At 40.4% G+C, this 17410-nt stretch carries 19 protein-coding genes; 9 read left to right on the forward strand and 10 right to left on the reverse strand.

All coding sequences use genetic code 11. The annotated features are described in order from the left end of the window. Positions 1-20 precede the first annotated feature (20 nt). Both QZ576_RS06145 and QZ576_RS06150 read right to left on the reverse strand, forming a co-directional pair. Positions 21-1535, reverse strand: coding sequence for an SMP-30/gluconolactonase/LRE family protein (locus tag QZ576_RS06145; RefSeq protein ID WP_297095138.1), 1515 nt, complete (start codon positions 1533-1535; stop codon positions 21-23). Positions 1536-1638: 103 nt separating this feature from the next. Then, positions 1639-2064 carry a gamma-glutamylcyclotransferase family protein gene (locus QZ576_RS06150; protein WP_297095140.1) on the reverse strand — a complete coding sequence of 142 codons (426 nt, stop codon included), beginning with the start codon at positions 2062-2064 and terminating at the stop codon, positions 1639-1641. A gap of 166 nt (positions 2065-2230) precedes the next feature. Here QZ576_RS06150 and QZ576_RS06155 point away from each other — a divergent pair, with 166 nt between their 5' ends. The 8 genes from QZ576_RS06155 (at position 2231) to QZ576_RS06190 (ending at position 9944) form a co-directional block, all read left to right on the forward strand. Then, on the forward strand, positions 2231-2632 hold the full coding sequence (locus QZ576_RS06155; RefSeq protein ID WP_297095142.1) for a hypothetical protein: 402 nt from the start codon (positions 2231-2233) through the stop codon (positions 2630-2632). Between the two features lie 108 nt (positions 2633-2740). Continuing rightward, a complete protein-coding gene (gene secDF / locus QZ576_RS06160) occupies positions 2741-5740 on the forward strand; it encodes a protein translocase subunit SecDF (RefSeq protein WP_297095144.1) in 3000 nt (999 codons plus the stop codon). 211 nt (positions 5741-5951) lie between these two features. Continuing rightward, positions 5952-6218, forward strand: a complete 267-nt coding sequence (locus QZ576_RS06165) for a twin-arginine translocase TatA/TatE family subunit (RefSeq protein ID WP_038556339.1) — start codon at positions 5952-5954, stop codon at positions 6216-6218. Between the two features lie 18 nt (positions 6219-6236). After that, a complete protein-coding gene (locus QZ576_RS06170; protein WP_297095148.1) occupies positions 6237-7265 on the forward strand; it encodes a calcium/sodium antiporter in 1029 nt (342 codons plus the stop codon). A gap of 29 nt (positions 7266-7294) precedes the next feature. Next, on the forward strand, positions 7295-7945 hold the full coding sequence (locus QZ576_RS06175) for an ABC transporter ATP-binding protein (protein WP_297095150.1): 651 nt from the start codon (positions 7295-7297) through the stop codon (positions 7943-7945). 5 nt (positions 7946-7950) lie between these two features. After that, complete coding sequence (locus QZ576_RS06180; RefSeq protein ID WP_297095152.1) at positions 7951-8727, forward strand: TIGR02757 family protein; 777 nt, start codon at positions 7951-7953, stop codon at positions 8725-8727. 132 nt (positions 8728-8859) lie between these two features. Continuing rightward, a complete protein-coding gene (locus tag QZ576_RS06185) occupies positions 8860-9231 on the forward strand; it encodes a GxxExxY protein (protein WP_297095154.1) in 372 nt (123 codons plus the stop codon). Further along, positions 9231-9944: a methyltransferase gene (locus QZ576_RS06190; RefSeq protein ID WP_297095176.1), complete on the forward strand. Its 714-nt coding sequence runs from the start codon at positions 9231-9233 to the stop codon at positions 9942-9944. The genes QZ576_RS06185 and QZ576_RS06190 overlap by 1 nt, the downstream gene beginning before the upstream one ends. Here the strand turns inward: QZ576_RS06190 and QZ576_RS06195 are convergent. Then, positions 9941-10513: a flavodoxin domain-containing protein gene (locus QZ576_RS06195; RefSeq protein ID WP_297095157.1), complete on the reverse strand. Its 573-nt coding sequence runs from the start codon at positions 10511-10513 to the stop codon at positions 9941-9943. The genes QZ576_RS06190 and QZ576_RS06195 overlap by 4 nt on opposite strands. A gap of 193 nt (positions 10514-10706) precedes the next feature. On the opposite strand from QZ576_RS06195, the gene QZ576_RS06200 reads away from it, so the two are divergent. Then, a complete protein-coding gene (locus QZ576_RS06200) occupies positions 10707-11387 on the forward strand; it encodes an FAD-binding oxidoreductase (protein WP_297095159.1) in 681 nt (226 codons plus the stop codon). A 76-nt stretch (positions 11388-11463) separates the two neighbouring features. Here the strand turns inward: QZ576_RS06200 and upp are convergent, their stop codons facing one another. The 7 genes from upp to rpsT all read right to left on the reverse strand — a co-directional run bounded on the left by upp (position 11464) and on the right by rpsT (position 17402). Further along, positions 11464-12126 (reverse strand): uracil phosphoribosyltransferase, encoded by a 663-nt coding sequence (gene upp / locus QZ576_RS06205; protein ID WP_297095161.1) that lies wholly within the window; start codon positions 12124-12126, stop codon positions 11464-11466. 11 nt (positions 12127-12137) lie between these two features. Beyond that, positions 12138-13223, reverse strand: coding sequence for a GNAT family N-acetyltransferase (locus tag QZ576_RS06210; protein ID WP_297095164.1), 1086 nt, complete (start codon positions 13221-13223; stop codon positions 12138-12140). Beyond that, positions 13220-14188 (reverse strand): polysaccharide deacetylase family protein, encoded by a 969-nt coding sequence (locus QZ576_RS06215; protein ID WP_297095166.1) that lies wholly within the window; start codon positions 14186-14188, stop codon positions 13220-13222. The genes QZ576_RS06210 and QZ576_RS06215 overlap by 4 nt, the downstream gene beginning before the upstream one ends. A gap of 6 nt (positions 14189-14194) precedes the next feature. Beyond that, positions 14195-15112 (reverse strand): hypothetical protein, encoded by a 918-nt coding sequence (locus tag QZ576_RS06220; protein WP_297095168.1) that lies wholly within the window; start codon positions 15110-15112, stop codon positions 14195-14197. Between the two features lie 14 nt (positions 15113-15126). Continuing rightward, on the reverse strand, positions 15127-16449 hold the full coding sequence (locus QZ576_RS06225; RefSeq protein ID WP_297095170.1) for a polysaccharide deacetylase family protein: 1323 nt from the start codon (positions 16447-16449) through the stop codon (positions 15127-15129). Between the two features lie 14 nt (positions 16450-16463). Continuing rightward, on the reverse strand, positions 16464-17162 hold the full coding sequence (gene radC / locus QZ576_RS06230) for a DNA repair protein RadC (protein ID WP_297095173.1): 699 nt from the start codon (positions 17160-17162) through the stop codon (positions 16464-16466). A 147-nt stretch (positions 17163-17309) separates the two neighbouring features. Beyond that, a complete protein-coding gene (gene rpsT, locus QZ576_RS06235; protein ID WP_297095178.1) occupies positions 17310-17402 on the reverse strand; it encodes a 30S ribosomal protein S20 in 93 nt (30 codons plus the stop codon). Positions 17403-17410 lie beyond the last annotated feature (8 nt).

Consider the following 17410-nt stretch of genomic DNA (forward strand, 5'->3'; position numbering starts at 1 on the left):
TGATCTGGTTTGATTTGTACTTAATCGCTGTTCGTTACAAACGCAATCTTTTTACTATCGGGCGACCAGCTTGGAACATTCATTGATCCCTGTCCGCCATAAATGTAGGCCAAAATGCGTGGTTCGCCACCTTCGTATGGAATTAAACGAATAAGACAATGTTTGTAAAATGGATGATCACCTGGGGCAACGTCTTCAGGAAATGAAATAAATACGATCCATTTTTTATCGGGGCTTACATGCGGGAACCAGTCGTTGTATTTGTCATCGGTCAGTTGAACCGGATTTTTACCATCGGCATCCATTCGCCACAATTGCATTTTACCGCTTCTGGCCGAGTTGAAGAAAATGTATTTGCCATCGGGACTGAATTCGGAGCCGTCATCCAGTGTTTTGAAGTTTGTGAGTTGTGTTTCTTCTCCGCTGGCTACATCAACACTGTAAATGTCGTATTGCCCGTTTCGTTCGCCGGTAAAGAGCATCGTTTTTTTATCGGGTGACCAGCCGTGAAAGTACGAAGCGCCAATTCCTGTTTTTGTAACACGAACCGGTGTGGAATCACCTTTTGCAGGTAAGTAATAAATAGTTGAATTTCCTCCGTTATCTTGGCTGTGATGCGAAATGCCAAGCAAACTACCATCGAAACTTAAAACATGGTCGTTGTTATTATTGGTCGCAAAACCGGTATTCAACGGATTGATTTCGCCGTTGGCCAGCTTGTAGGTATATAGATGCCCTTTTGAATTGTAGATCAGCTTTTCATTATCAGGTGTCCAGTTGGGGGCCTGAATAGAATGTGCAGAATGGTGGATCACTTTTCGTAACCCACTTTCAATATCCAGTATTTCAAGATTGCTTCCAATGTAATCCTGGTAGGGGACATAGTCTTCTTTTTCAGGGATGATAATGCGTACATTTCTATAAACGGCACTTTCAACAACATCGGGATTGTGCGAACACACATAAATTCCAACATAAACTTCGTTATCGAGCGACAGATCTTCGAGTTGCACCACTTTAAAAGGTTCGCCAAACTTAGCTGTCGACATAATAAAAGTGGAGCCTTTTCTTTCCAGCTGTATTACATCCGGCGCCTGGTCTTCCGATTTTTCTTCTTCCGTATCGGCACCTGCAGTTTTCCGGTATTGTAACGATGTAAGTCCGTCGCCATGAACGGTTGCATTTGCATGTGGCGAATTGCTGTCGAGATTATTCCGAACCATCCAGCCCACTTTTCGGTGCGGATCAACGCCGTCGCCTAAAAATTTAACTTCGGTGCGTAAAATAAAATCGCCCTGAAGTGTTGTCCACAGGTAATGAAACTGGTCGTCGCCAAACCACATGTTCAATCCCGAACCTCCAATTGTGTAGGTTTGGTCGGTAGGATCGAAAGATGCAAACCCCTGATGTTTGCAGGCTCCTACATCGGTGTGGTTGTCGAAAATGCCTGTTTTATTTTGTGCCATCGCAAAATTCAAACTGATAAACAAAACACAAAGTACGGTAAGTAAACGAAAGAAAGCAGATCTGATCATTAAGTTTTAATTTAGTTGGTTAGCGTTGTAAGCACAGTAAAAATAAGGAGTTTTCATTCAATTAAAAGAATGCAGCACCTATTCTTGAACACATTCTGTCCAACTAATTCCGTCTGTAATATTCTGCCCGTGTTGCCGGAATAATTTCATCGCGGTAAAATGCCAGCGATTCTGATTCAAATTTTTCTTCACTCCAGTCAAAATCTTCCAGAAATTCATTTCCGGCCATCCAAACAAAAGCTACCGCATCAATAATTCCTGAATCGGTTTCAACTTTAACCGGTGCCATTCCATATTCATCGCCTTCGTAAAAAGTGAGCAAGTAAATCGCATTTTCGTCGAGGTTGCGAAGTACTTTCCCTTTTACCGCGGAGTTATCTTTTTTGATAATTGCCGGGTAATCGGCCCCTTTTAACGCAAAGCGCGCGTAACCACTTAAAGTTGCATCTTCCGATTTTAACTTTTGCCCGCACAAACCATCGGCAATTTCCGGAAACAGCAACGAACCATATACAAATACATTCATCATAAAATGTTGGCGTTAAACGAAATACTTCAAAAATCCCGTTGTCATCTTTGGAAAGCTGGAGTATTTCGGTATATTTGCTCCGCTTAAAAATAAGGTGTAAAAACAATTGTAAAAAGTTTTTTTCACAACAAATGTTTTAAGTAGTTGCAGACGAGAAGTTTAAAGTATGATTTCTAAAATTAAAATAACCAGAAAAATTGTAGTTCGCATGGCCATGTTTATGGCAATTATTGCGGCTGCCTTAGTTTTGGATAATTATTTTGGAAATAATCCTGAGGAGGTTAAAAAGATTCAGGCCGAATCGCAGGAGCAAAGTAACGAGCAGGGCGCAGTATACCTGATTACTCAATCCGCTTCGAATACAATTAAAACCTTCGAAGACCGCGTGTATTCAAAGAATACAAAACCTCAGCTGCACGACAAATTTTTACGCAATTATCATTCAATTCGCAATTACCAGGTATTAAAAGCGGAGGTAGTCATGCAAACCACCCCGCTTATCTCATCGTATCATTACCTGGTATTTCAATGTCACGTCTTTTCCCCCGACGAAGACTCCATAGGTTGATCGTAATTCTTTTATCAGTTTAAAAGAATATCAGGTGCGATGCGTATCTGAATAGATTAGAATTCAGTCAATTAAAAAATATCATTAAACATTTAAATTCAAATTAAAATGCAAAACAAAGGTGCAATTTTAACATTTGCAATTCTGTTGGCAGCGGTATGTTTATACCAATTATCGTTTACCTGGGTATCGAACGGGGTAAAAGATGATGCCATTGAATATGCGCAAGGTGATGAAATGAAAGAGTTTCAATACCTTGATTCAATGAAGAGCGAAGTGGTTTACAACTTCCTTGGATTGAAAAAATATACTTACAAAGATGTTCAGGAGCTGGAAATTAACCTGGGTCTTGACCTTAAAGGTGGTATGAACGTAACACTTCAGGTTGAAGTGCAGGATATCATCCGTGCGATGTCGAATAACAGCGACGATAAAACGTTTAACGAGGCTTTGGCGCTGGCAACTAAAAACCAGCAAAACAGTACAAAAGACTACGTAACTCTGTTTGGCGAGGCTTTCGAAGAACTTGATCCGAATGCGCGATTAGCTTCTATTTTCAACACTTTGGAACTTCGCGACCAGGTAAACTTTAACACAACCAACGCTGAAGTATTAAAAATTATTGAAGAGCAAACTAAGGCTGCAATTGCCAATGCTTTTAATATCATTCGTACACGTATCGACCGTTTTGGTGTGGCTCAGCCTAATATTCAAAACCTGCAAACAAGCGGTAGAATTTTGGTTGAATTGCCGGGTGTAAAAGATCAGAACCGTGTTCGTAGCCTGCTGCAGGGAACTGCAAACTTAGAATTCTGGGAAACTTACGAAAACCAGGAAGTGTACCAATACATGCTTCAAGCTAACGAACGCATTAAAGAAATGCAAGTACTTGAAACGGAAAAAAGTGGAACTGAAGCCGCTGCCGATACAACTGCCACAGAAGCTACTGCTGACGAATCGGAAGAGAACTCTTTGCTTTCGGAACTGGAAGCCGGAGCAGCCGACGATACAACGGCATCAGTTGATAACTTAGCCGCTTTCAGAGAGCAATTTCCACTGTTTGCACTTTTGAATCCAAGTACTGATCAAACCGGTCAGCTTTACCCTGGTCCGGTTGTAGGTATGGCTGCCGCAAAAGATACATCGAAGATTAATTCGTACCTGCATAATCCACAAATCAGAAGCATATTCCCACGCGATATGAGATTTGCATGGACAGCAAAATCGGCTGACGAAGCAGGTAATTTCTACCGTTTAATTGCATTAAAAGTTACTACCCGCGACGGAAAAGCACCTCTTGATGGTGGTGTAATTACCGATGCTCGTCAGGATTTCGACCAATTTGGTACAAACCCTGAAGTGGCTATGCAAATGAATGCTGAGGGTGCAAAGGTTTGGCAACGTATGACAAAAGAAAACGTTGGTAAATCGATTGCAATTGTTTTGGATGGATATGTTCGTTCATTCCCAAATGTTAACCAGGAAATTGCAGGTGGTCGCTCAAGCATTAGTGGTTTGGAGAGTATTGAAGAGGCGCAAGACCTTGCAAACGTATTGAAGTCGGGTAAAATGCCGGCTCCTGCACGTATCATTCAGGAAGATATTGTTGGTCCTTCACTGGGTCAGAAAGCTATTAACAGCGGTTTACTTTCATTCGTAATCGCTTTTGCGCTTGTACTTGTATACATGTTGTTCTTCTACAGTAAAAATGCAGGTTTGGCTGCAAACATTGCACTGGTTGCCAACATGTTCTTTATCTTCGGTATCCTTGCTTCTTTAGGTGCTGTACTTACACTGCCCGGTATTGCGGGTATCGTGCTTACAATCGGTATGTCGGTTGATGCGAACGTGCTGATTTACGAACGTATTCAGGAAGAAATGCGCGCCGGTAAAGGTGTCAAACTGGCTATTACCGATGGTTATAAAAACGCTTACTCAGCAATTATCGACGGTCAGGTTACTACACTATTAACCGGTGTTGTACTTTACTTGTTTGGTTCAGGTCCTATCAAAGGTTTCGCTACTACCCTGATTATTGGTATTCTAACCTCACTGTTCTCTGCAATTTTCATTACCCGTTTGATTTTCGAATGGCAGTTGAAAAAAGGTGGCCGTATCTTGTTTGCTTCAACAGCAACAGAAGGTTGGTTACGTAATATGAAAATTAAATTCTTGGAGAAAAGAAGAATGTTCTATGTGATTTCAGGTGTATTCATTCTGATCTCTATTGGATCTTTCTTTGTTCGCGGATTGGATTACGGTATCGACTTTAAAGGTGGTCGTTCGTACATTGTAGAGTTCCAAAAAGACGTTGAAGTTGGTGAAGTTCGTGCAGCGTTGGCCGATGTTTTCGGTGCAGCACCAGAAGTAAAAACTTCGGGTAACGACATTAAAATTACTACCGACTATAAAATTGACGACCATAGCGAAAACATCGATAACGAAGTAGAAGCTTTGTTAATGCAAGGTTTGAAAGATGCTGATCTTATCGATCAATCAGTAACACTTGAGGAATTTACTCAGGAATATCAGCAGAGTTCGCAAAAAGTTGGTCCGACCATTTCGGATGATATCCGAAACGATGCAGCTATTGCAATCGGCTTCTCGCTGATCATTATTTTCCTTTATATTTTGGTTCGTTTCCGCGACTGGCAATATGGATTGGGAGCTGTTGCTGCTTTGGCACACGACTCGTTAATTGTATTGGGAATCTTCTCGCTTTTAGCAGGAGTACTGCCATTCTCACTGGAGATCGACCAGGCGTTTATTGCAGCTATTCTAACCGTGGTGGGTTATTCGATTAACGATACCGTGGTTGTATTCGACCGTATCAGGGAGTATATTGGCTTGCACCCAAAACGCGACCGTGTAGAAAACGTTGATGCTGCACTGAACAGCACGCTTCGTCGTACATTCAGTACATCACTGTCAACTTTCGTGGTATTGTTAGCTATCTTCTTATTCGGTGGAGCTACCATTCGCGGCTTTACGTTTGCCTTGTTGGTAGGTGTAGTTGTGGGTACATACTCATCGCTTTTCATTGCAACACCAATTGCACACGACACTCGTAGCCGTGTTGCCAAAGTAGTTGCAAAACGTAAGAAATAGTTTGAAGACTGAAGTCAGAAGTCGGAAGACGGACGACTGAATTTTATACAAAGGATGTCATCGCTTAATTGAGGTGACATCCTTTTTTTTGGAAAAAGTGAGCAGGAATTCGTCTTTCAAATTTATGTAATCAACTTTCAAAAACTATCTTCCGTCTTCGGTCTTCCGACTTCCAACTTTTTATATATTTGTGATCTAAATCAATTTGACGATGCAGTATTTATTATTTATAAGTGGTGGCGAGATAGTTTTGGTGATGCTGTTGGCATTGTTGTTTTTCGGGTCGAAAGCGATACCCGATATTGCCAAAACACTGGGGAAAGGAATGCGTGAGTTTAAAAAAGCCACAAACGAAATAAAACGCGAACTCGATAACCATACTTCTGATATTCAAAAAGATATTAACGAGGTTTCTTCAACGGTGAAAAAGGAAACTACTGATATACAAAAAGGTATTACCGACAAGTTGAAGGATTAAACACAAAAAATCATTTTAATGATTATACTTTCCATATTGGCTCTGCTGGCTTGCTTTATTTTGCTTGCCCGTGTTGTCGATTTGTTTTTTATATCGTCTTTGGATAAAATTTCGAAAGATCTGCGCTTATCGAGTGATGCCGCAGGAGCAACTTTAATGGCCGTGGGCTCGAGTGCGCCAGAGCTGTTCGTGGCTTTGTTTGCCGTTATAAAACCCGGCGAACACCAGGCAATCGGTATCGGCAGCATTGTGGGAAGTGCCATTTTCAACCTGTTGGTAATTGTTGGTGCATCGGCATTGGTGCGTAAAGCTACATTAACAAAAAGTCCGGTAATACGCGATCTTATTTTTTATTCGCTTTCGGTGGCCCTCCTGGTATTTTTTATCTGGGACGGAAAACTGGAAATGTGGGAAACCGGTGTTTTTCTGGCCGTTTATGTGTTGTATGTAATTGCCGTGGTATACTGGCGAAAGTGGTTTAAATACGACGACAAACAAAGTGATGAGGAAGAAGAACCCGAATGTAATCCGAAAGGAATTCTGGCGCCATTCGATCATGTACTTTGTTTTATTTTTCCGAAACCCAAACGTTATTACCTGGTATTTTTTGTATCAATCGTACTTATTGCTGCACTAAGTTGGGCTTTGGTTGAGTTGGCGGTTGTTATTTCGCACGAATTAAATATACCTGAAGCCATAATTGCACTTACGGTTTTGGCAATCGGAACTTCTATTCCTGATCTGTTTTCATCATTAATTGTGGCGCGTCAGGGACGTGGAGAAATGGCAGTGAGCAATGCTATCGGTTCGAATATCTTTGATATTCTGGTAGGACTGGGATTGCCATTCATACTTGTAATGCTTATTTCGGGAGGTACTATCGAAGCTGGTGGAAACTTACTTGGTTCGTCGCTTATCTTGTCAGGCTCCGTTTTGTTACTCATTGTACTTTTACTTGTTCAACGCTGGAAAGTGGGAAAAATCACCGGAGTAGTGCTTTTAGTGACTTATCTGGCATATGTGATGTATGAAATACTAAAGCTGTAAAATTTGTGTTTATCCTATAAAATATTGCATTGATAAGAGCTGAAAACATAACAAAATCGTTCGGAGCACTTGAGGTGTTAAAGGGAATTGATCTGAATATTCCAAAAGGGAAATTGTACTCTATTGTTGGATCCAGTGGAGCAGGAAAAACAACTTTGCTGCAAATTCTTGGCACATTGAGTAAACCCGACAGTGGAGAGCTCTTTTTTAACGACACAAAAATCTCTGACCTCAGCGATAAAAAACTGGCCGATTTTCGAAACCGCGAAATTGGTTTTGTGTTTCAGTTCCATCATTTGCTGCCTGAGTTTACGGCGTTGGAGAATGTTTGTATTCCGGCTTTTATTGCCAAAACACCAAAAGCAAAAGCCGAAGCCCGCGCAAAAGAGCTCATCGATTATTTGGGCTTGGCCGACCGCATGACTCATAAACCATCGGAATTATCGGGTGGCGAAAAACAACGCGTTGCAATGGCCCGGGCGCTAATAAACAGTCCGTCGGTGGTAATGGCCGATGAACCTTCGGGAAACCTCGACTCTACCAACCGCGACGAACTGCACGACCTGCTTTTTAAATTGCGCGACGACATGGGACAAACATTTATTATTGTTACGCACGATGATCATTTTGCTGAACAGTCCGACCGGATCATCCACATCAAAGATGGAATTATAGAGTAGGAAAAATGCCGGCATCCCTTTCAAAATCTGACTTAAAGGATTTCCTCGACGAAAAAGTTGAAAGGTATAATCAACCCGAGTTTATTGAAACCGATCCGATACAGGTTCCCAAACAATTTACTGAAAAAGAAAATATTGAGATTGCCGGTTTTCTGGCGGCAACAATCGCCTGGGGAAACCGTGCTGCCATTATAAAAAATGCCTTGCGTTTAATGGCAATGCTCGATAATCAGCCACACGACTTTGTGTTAAACGCTTCTGAAAAGGAACTCGACCGCCTCCAAAAGTTTGTGCACCGCACGTTTAACGGCGACGATTGTATTTATTTTATTCGTTCGCTGCGAAATATCTATAAAAATCACGGGGGCTTGCAAACCGTTTTTGAAAGGGGGTATAAAAACGAACATTCTGTAAAATCGGCTTTGGCACATTTCCATTCTGTATTTTTCGAAATAGAAGGTGAACGAACACGTAAACACATTTCGAATGTAACAAAAGGTGCTTCGGCCAAACGCCTGAACATGTATTTGCGCTGGATGTGTAGAAATGATAAATCAGGAGTGGATTTTGGTTTGTGGAACGAAATTCCGCAATCAGCATTAATGCTACCGCTCGATGTGCACACCGGAAATGTGGGGCGCAAACTGGGGTTGCTGCAACGCCGTTCAAACGACTGGAAAGCAGTGGCAGAAATTACCGCTACTTTACGCGAATTCGATCCGAACGATCCGATTAAATATGATTTTGCCTTGTTTGGGTTGGGAGTTTTCGAAAAATTCTAACCTTTGATATCTATTACACAAAGAACCTCGAAGGAAGCGCAGAGGTTCACAAAGTAAAATAAACTTTGTGGTTCTTTGTGTGGTCTTGGTGAATCTTTGTGTAACTTTATTTTTCACCAAAACACGATGGAGATGGATACAAATAAATTATCAAGTTTAATTATCGGTAAAGCTATTGAAGTTCATAAGGCACTTGGTCCGGGCCTACTGGAGTCCACTTACAAGGAATGTCTTTATTATGAGTTGACAGCATTAGGTTTGAATGTTGAAAAGGAAAAGCCACTACCGATTATTTATAAAGATATAAAACTGGATCATGGTTATCGGATCGACCTGTTAGTTGAAAACAAAATTGTAATCGAGCTAAAAGCAGTTGAAACATTTACAGATGTTCATTTTGCTCAGGTACTTACCTATTTGAAGGTTGGGGATTTTAAGCTCGGATTGTTGTTTAATTTTAATGTGCTGCGGTTAAAAGATGGCATTAAACGATTTATTATGTGATGGGCAGAAACAATTATTTCCAGTTCAAACAATTTCGAATAGACCAAGAGCGGTCGGCAATGAAAGTTGGCATCGATGGCATTTTGCTGGGGGCATGGGCCGATGTTCGTGAATGCAGGACAATCCTCGACATCGGGACAGGAACCGGTTTAATTGCTTTAATGCTGGCTCAGCGCTCGAAAGCCCAAATTACTGCCATCGAAATTGAAAAAAATGCTGCCGAAGAAGCTGCCGAAAATGTGGCTGCATCTCCATGGAAAAACAGGGTAGAAGTCCAGAATATTTCCTTACAAAAGTTTGCTGCCGAAACTACTTCACAATTTGATTTGATTGTATCAAATCCTCCTTTTTTCCAGAATTCGTTAAAAGCCGGAAATGAAAATCGGTCGCTGGCGCGGCATACCGATAGTTTGTCGTATAAAACGTTACTTAATATTACCTCGAATTTATTATCGGAAGAGGGGCGAAGTGCATTTATTTTTCCCGAATCGGCATTAAAGGAAATAGAAAACCTGGCACTGTTAAACCGACTCTATTTAGATCGCATTACGATGGTTGCTCCTAATGAGAAAAAACCGGCAAATCGGGTTTTGGTTGAGATGAGTAAAAAAGAAAACTCTTCAGAAACCGACTGCCTGCAGATTTATAATAATGACGGATCGTGGAACGATAAATTTAAAGAGTTAACGCGCGACTATTACCTGAACTTCTAAACAAAAAACAGAAACGGATTAAAAATCGTATTCATTTGCTGCGAGAAACGTTTAATGGCATCGTGGTTAAAACGTGAGACACTGTTTTCAACCTTCGCCACTTTTTTAACGATTAGCTTCTGAAAGAAATTCATTTTATTAAAATCGAACTCTCCGCCCAGGCATGCAGTTGCTTTGGCACTTTTAATTAAGCCGGTTGGAAAAGCATCGTTTAACTGAATTTCCGCTTTTTCGCCTTCTTCCATACAACAAATAAATAATCCGAGTTCTTTGTTTTTCAACGTTTCGTAATGTTCGTTGCAAAACTCTTTCACTTTTTTCTGAATCTGGCCGGCATGAATAGAGCCGCCAACAATTATCCGATCGAAAGATGTAAGATCAGGTGCAGTTTCCTTTTTCAGGTTAATTAATAATACTTCGCCTCCAAAAAACTGTTTTAGCTCGGTGGCTGTTTTTTCGGTACAACCATGTGTGGTGCAGTAGGTGATTAATGTTTTCATTCGTTTGTTATTGTTTGCTTTTATCGGTAACTCATGGAACTCTTCCCGATCAATCGGTACTCGTTTCATTTTTTCTGATGACTTGGTTTTTAAGAAATTGAAATCGATATTCGAAAATTTCTATTCAAAATTATGGCATACTATTGAACATTCGTGTTAATAATCGGTTAATTCTCTAAAACTATCGGTGAATTAAAATACCAAAAAGTCTTTAAATCAATAATTGCACATATTTTTGTGTCGAAGAAAAATTAGATACATCATGACAATTGATATGAAACCAGAAGTACAGCTTGATACAAATTATTATAAGGTTGTTGGGATCAGGAAATTAACAGAGCACACTTTTGTGTTGTCGTTACCAAAAAGTCGCTTCGAATTTGTTGCGGGGCAGCATGTTTCGTTGTCGATTACAGGCGACTATCAGAGCCGCGAATACTCGATTTACAGTGCCGAAAAAGGCGAAAATCTCGAGGTTTTGGTAAAGGAAGTTGAAGGTGGTTACTTTTCGCCAAAACTTAAACATCTGAAAGTTGGCGACATGGTAGAAGTGCATGGCCCATTCGGAAAATTTGGTTTGGATGAGAAAAATAAAGACACGCACAAGCATGTTTTTATTGCCAGCGGAACCGGAATTGCACCGTTTCATAGCATGGTAAAAAGTAATCCGGGGTTGAACTACCAGTTAATTCACGGGGTTCGTTATGCCGAGGAAGGTTACGAGCTGCAGGATTACAACAAAGAGAATTACACACTTTGCACATCGCGCGATAAAACTGGCGATTTTAACGGCAGGGTGACCGATTACCTGAAAAAGACAGATTTTGATAAGAATACTTGTTTTTACCTTTGTGGAAATAGCGATATGATCTTCGACTCGATGGAGATTTTAAGCGACAAAGGATTTGGAAGAGAGAATATTACCGTTGAGGTATATTTTTAAGATATAATAGCAAGAATAGTTTGAGAGAGTTTTCAAGAAATGCCAGTCCTGTATAGGGCTGGCATTCTTGTTTGTTCTATTTTGAATCGATTTTTTCGCCAAATGCCAAATCTCCGGCATCGCCCAATCCCGGAACGATGTATGATTTTGGCGTCATTTCAGGATCAACAGCACCCAACCATAAAGTCACATTCTCGTCTTTAATAGCATTCTTCACATATTCAACTCCTTCTTCGCTGGCAATAATTGCCACCAGGTGAATGTGAGCCGGTTTTCCTTTACTGAATAAAGCTTCGTAACCAATTTCCATCGATTTTCCCGAGGCCAGCATCGGATCAGAAAGTATGACCACTTTATTATCGAGTGAAGGAGAAGCCATGTATTCAAATTCAATTTCAAAGTCGCCTCCTTCGGTATATTTTCTAAAGGCCGAAATAAAACAGTTTTCTGCACGGTCGAAAATACGCAGCAGACCATTGTGCATGGCTAAACCTGCACGTAAAATAGTTGCCAATACCGGTTGCTGGCATAATTTCGGAACTTTTGCAACGCCAAGCGGAGTAGTAACGTCGTTAACTTCAAAGTGCATTTCTTTGCTTATTTCGTAAGCAAAAATTTCACCTATTCGGTTGAGGTTATCACGAAAACGCAGTGGATCGGTTTGAATTCCTGTGTCGCGGATCTCTGCCAGATATTGATCTAAAATGGAGTGGTTGTGGCCTAAAACTCGAATGTCCATATTTAATAATTTTAGGTGAAGAAGAAATCTCCGTCACCGTCCTGAAATGTTAGTTGCTTTTTATTTGACACCTGAAAAGTACAGTATATTTTTTGCCCGTAGCTTTTCGCATACAAAAATGGGAATTTTCTGCTTAAAAGCTGGTCTGCAAGTTCCTTTTTATAAATAGTTGTGTACTCAATTTTGTTGGCCAGGCAATATTTTTTTAGAAAAGCCGCAATTTCTTTTGTGCAATCTTCTGTCAGATTAAAATATAAGGTTTTTAAATGACCTTCGCGAACGGAGAAAATAAAGAAGCCCAGCATTTTATCATCCCGATTTACTTTTACGGTTTTGTAGTAAAAACTTTTCGAGAAGGATGAAAAAGGATACCGGGTGGCCCCACTACTATTTTGTCGTGACAACCAGGGATGCTCAAAAATCCATTTTAATTCTACTTCATCACGGCTGAAAACAGTGTTAACCGGATTCGATTTTAAGAACTGAAAACAGGCTTCATCCGGTTTTTCAATTTCTGCGAATGCGAGTGTAGAATTTGGCTTTGGCTTGTAGAAAACACCAATCAAATGAACTGCTAGCGCAATAAAAAAGTCGATGATTTTGAAAAGGACCGACGTAGCTTTATTTGTTCTGGCCTGGAAAAGTTTAGTTGTTTTGGCAAACAAATAAGCGCGCGCACCCTGAAATTGGTGAATCGCTTGAAACAGCCCGGTTTTTAAATACAGCTTTTCTGAATTTGGAGCGTAATTGGTGAATGCCAGTTTTTTGTCCCAGTCCTTGTATGCTTCGCGTAAAAGTTGCTCGGAATAACCTAAGCGGCGGTGTTGCTCGTGCACCCAGTTTCCACTGCACCAGCCAAAACGAATTGTTCCATTTTCATCAGAAAGAGTGTCGGCAAAAATGCTGCGAAAGGCTACTAACTTCTCATCTATAAAACCCAGATAAAGTACAATATCTTCAGTTTTTGCATGCGGATTGGCAAGATACGATTGGGCGCGAATTGGAGAAATGGGGATCACTTCGTTGTCCTGGAATTCTTTGCTTTTCACAAAATTCTCCAGCTCGTTTAATCGTATTTTTTTTACCTGTAAAGTCAATGTTTTACTGTTGCTTTGCCAATTGCTTTGCGCAGTTTAAAGTAAAGAAATTCTGCTTTTATATTCAATTCAAAATCACCCGATTGTTCTGCCGGGTAGCGTTGAAAATGATTGGGTGTTTCGTCGTATTTAACGCCCGCCGTACCAAAACTAATATCGCACAATCCGTTATCGTGTATCTTTTTTATCAGTTTTCCGGATACGCCATCATCGGTGTACGGAAATGCAAATGCTTTTATTTTAGGATTCACATTCTCCTCCACCCACTTTATACTTTTTTTGATCTGCTTAAGCTGTTTTTTCTCCGAAATCTTCCATAATTCGGGGTGTTTATGGCTGTGTCCGCCAATGGAAAAACCTTTGTTATGCAGCTCTTTAATTTGGGCGGTTGTCATGTAAGGTTGTTTCGTTTCAAGATAAGATTGAAAATCGATTTCAAGCAGTTCCGCTGCATGATCGAGTATTTCTCTTTTTGAGAAGGGAGTTTGCAATAATTCTTTTAGCGGTATCCCGTTTTCGTGCAGGTAATTTTCCACTTCAGCGTCGGGTTGCATGCGCATTTCGGTGGCAATTAAGCTGGCTTTGTACCGGTGGAAAAGTTCTTTGTTGTCGACAAAACCACTATTCACAAAAAACGTAGCCGGTATGCCTTTTTGCAAAAGAATGGGTGCAACTATCTCTGCACATTCTTTCAATCCATCATCAAAACTTAAATGAAAACTGCCGGGTTTGGGCGACTTCGTGAGCTCTTCCAGCGAAACAGGATTAAAATATTTCAAATAGAATTCGAGTTCCTGCTTAAATTGTTTCTCATCGATTACCGGGTAATTTAAAATGTGGGGTAAATGCGTGTTGCTAACGGTGTGGTAAAAAGGCAAAATAGGAGGTGTTTTCGCTGCCAGAAGTTTTCGGGTTGAAAACAGCGGACTCAGTTTTTTACTTACCAATCGCGGAAAATGCCTCATTGCCAATTATCGTTTAAGCCACTTAAGAAGCAAAGGTAAACGATTATATTTAAGTTGAAAGTAGGTTTCGGGTTTTGCTCCAAAACCTGCGTAAAAGCGTTCTACTCCCGGAATCATCGATCCCTCGAAATCCAATAGCAGGTTTTTCTCGGCGTTATCTTCAATAAACCGATTGATGAGGTAATACATGGCTCCCGTGTTTTTGCCTTCTTCGTTTGAGGCCGCATTAAAATAGATCACACGGTCTTTCCAGCGGCAAAAATAAACGGCAGCGCAAAGATCATTTCCGGGTGTGTATACTCCGTATATTTTCCCAAAACCTTTGTATTCGCCAAAAGCGATGAGGCTTTTCAATTTGTCAATAGCTGATTGATCAACACCTTCTGGTAGATTTTTGGCTTTAAAAGCAAGGTAATCTTCAAACCGGATGCCTTCAATAATCGAGAGATCCTGTTTTTGCGCTTTGGCAATATTTCGTTTTGTATTTTTCGAATAGCCGGAAATTATCGATTTAAAATCCTTGGTTAACGAAAGCAGGTAGTTTTTCCGTTCGAAAAAAATATCGTCGGTATTCTCGCCGGGAACATTTAATGCATTTAATTGCACGTCGGCGTATTTAAAACGATCTTTTATAGCAGCGATAAATCCATCAAAAATAGCGTTTGATGGCGTTGGAAAAATCCCCAATTGTTGCGAAAAAAGTGGTTGATAAAGGTATTTTATGCCCATTTTTTTCCGAAAGGGCAGTGGCATTACATATTCGTAATCGCCATAAACAAGGGCGTCCCACTCAATGGCAGTTCTGTCGAGGTGCCAGTCGTAGGCATAAATCCTGCAATTTAACGCACCATCTATGCATTGATTCCATTTCCCGGAATCGATTTGCGCATGTTTTATATAGTGAATTTTTTTTTCGCTGCTCATTTAAAAATGCCGGGCTACTCGTTCGCCCATTCAAATCCCAGTTTGTTCATCTGTTCAAACACTTCTCTGAAACCTTTCCATGTTCCCAAATCGTTTACGGTTTCGTTGTGCCAGACACTTACAAATGTACCACCAACATTTTTAACTTCCTGCATAATCTTTTTTATTTCTTCAAAAGCTTTTTCCGGTGATAGCTGAAGGTAATAACGCAACGTTCCGTCCATAATATTGAATGGTATGATTTTCAGGTTCGTTACCGATTCGTGTTTCAGGTCGTAGAAACAATAAGGCGTGCAAATTCCGCCTCTGAATCCCGGTTGAGCAGAGTAACCGAGTGTGTAGTCTTCTTCAATGCCGGCTTTAATTAAGCGGGTATATGTTTTCGGAAATTTCAACCGAAGGTAATGTTGCCGACTTTTGGAGATTGGTTTGCCGATAATTTCTTCCAAGCGTTGTTTTTCCAATCTAACTTTCTTTTTGCCTTTTTTCTTGCTACTGCCAAACGACGGATGAATACCCACATCGTATTTTTCGGCCGTACTTTTTATCAGCTCGCGGTATTCTTTGTTGGTGTGGGCAATGTTTTTGTCGTAACGGCCATAATCGCCCAGCAAAAAGAAGAACTTTACTTTATCCTCGTTCCCTGCAAATACACTGTCGAGATAATCGTAAGTATCATACGGATCGGATTCTTTTCCGCCTAATACGCGTTTGCGTTTTATGGTATCTTGCCGGTTGCCTTTTACCAACGATTTTGCCCAGGCTGCTGTTGTGCGCAGAAAACCCTTGTTTTGGTAGGCGTAAGCATTATCGATATCGATGGTTGAAATGAACTTAAATTTCGATTCGATGTAGTTAAACTTCGGGTATTTCTCTTTCAGCAATTTTGCCAGTAGTTTTGCCCAAATATTTACAACAGGTTTTTGCAGCAAATTATATTTTGTAAGAATACTGTTCTGATAAGGATAACGCCCCAGTTTATCGCGGTTTTTATCTACATATTCTTCGTGGCGGGTAACCAGATAAAACGATGCTGCAAAAGGATCGAAAGGCAGATCGGAATCTTTCGAAGTTTCGCAGAAATATTTTTCGCCTTCGTACCGAACAGTATTAATAGTCGGTTTTATAAGTGCATTTTGAAAAATGAGTTTGTGCGGTTTGATGTAAAATTCGTCGCCAAACTTCTCGTATGAATAGTTGATCTTTGGTAATTCCGACTTTCGAAACTCCGCAGAATTCTGAGTAAAAGCTATTTCCGTTTGCAAAATGTTCGCGAAGATCAGTTTTGCAATGTACTCAATCCGTGGGTTAACTTCGTCGGAATAAAAAAGTATCATTTTCGTTCGATTTATTAGTTTAACATTCCTTCGTCGGCTAAACTCAGGTAACTGTTCTGCCCAACAATAATGTGGTCGAGCACAGTTATATCCATAATTTCAGCCGCACTTTTAATTTTATTGGTAATATTCAGATCGGCATTTGATGCCTGCATGGTTCCCGAAGGATGGTTGTGGCAGAGAATAATGGCACTGGCCATTTTATCAAGTGCATTTTTTAATATCAGTCGCACATCGATTACGGTGCCCGAAATTCCGCCCTGGCTCACCATAAACGAGTCGATAATCCGGTTGCCACGGTTGAGCAGCAAAATCCAAAACTCTTCGTGATTCAAATCGCCAAGCATTGGCATAAAATAATCAGCTGCGTCTTTGCTTCCGGTTATTTGTTTTTTATTGAATACATCGGCATCTTTCCGGCGTTTTCCTAGTTCTAAAGCAGCAACAATGGTAACAGCTTTTGCTTCGCCAATTCCCTGAAATTTTGTTAGATATTCGATGCTTTTTCTGCCCAGATCGTTAAGGTTATTTTCAACAGAAGTTAAAATACGCCTGGAGAGTTCTACGGCTGTTTCTTCAATATTGCCCGATCCAATTAAAATGGCAATAAGTTCTGCATCGGTTAGCGACCGCGGTCCTTTGCTCAATAATTTTTCGCGCGGACGATCTTCAACAGCCCAGTCTTTTATATTTAGTTTTTTGTATTCACCCATTTATCCCGGAGTTCTATCCTAAAATTAATTATAATTAGTAATTTCTGAAATACTAAATTATAGTTACAGAACATACGGGATTATGAAACACAAAAAAACCTCCCCGAAACTCGGAGAGGTTTTCTATATAATGTGGTTTTTCTCTTCTTACAACGAATTAACCTGAGTGGATAATTTCGATTTTAAGTTTGCAGCTTTGTTTTTATGAATGATATTGCGTTTCGCTAATTTATCAATCATAGCAACAA

It is taken from the genome of uncultured Draconibacterium sp., from assembly GCF_913060805.1.
GTDB lineage: Bacteria > Bacteroidota > Bacteroidia > Bacteroidales > Prolixibacteraceae > Draconibacterium.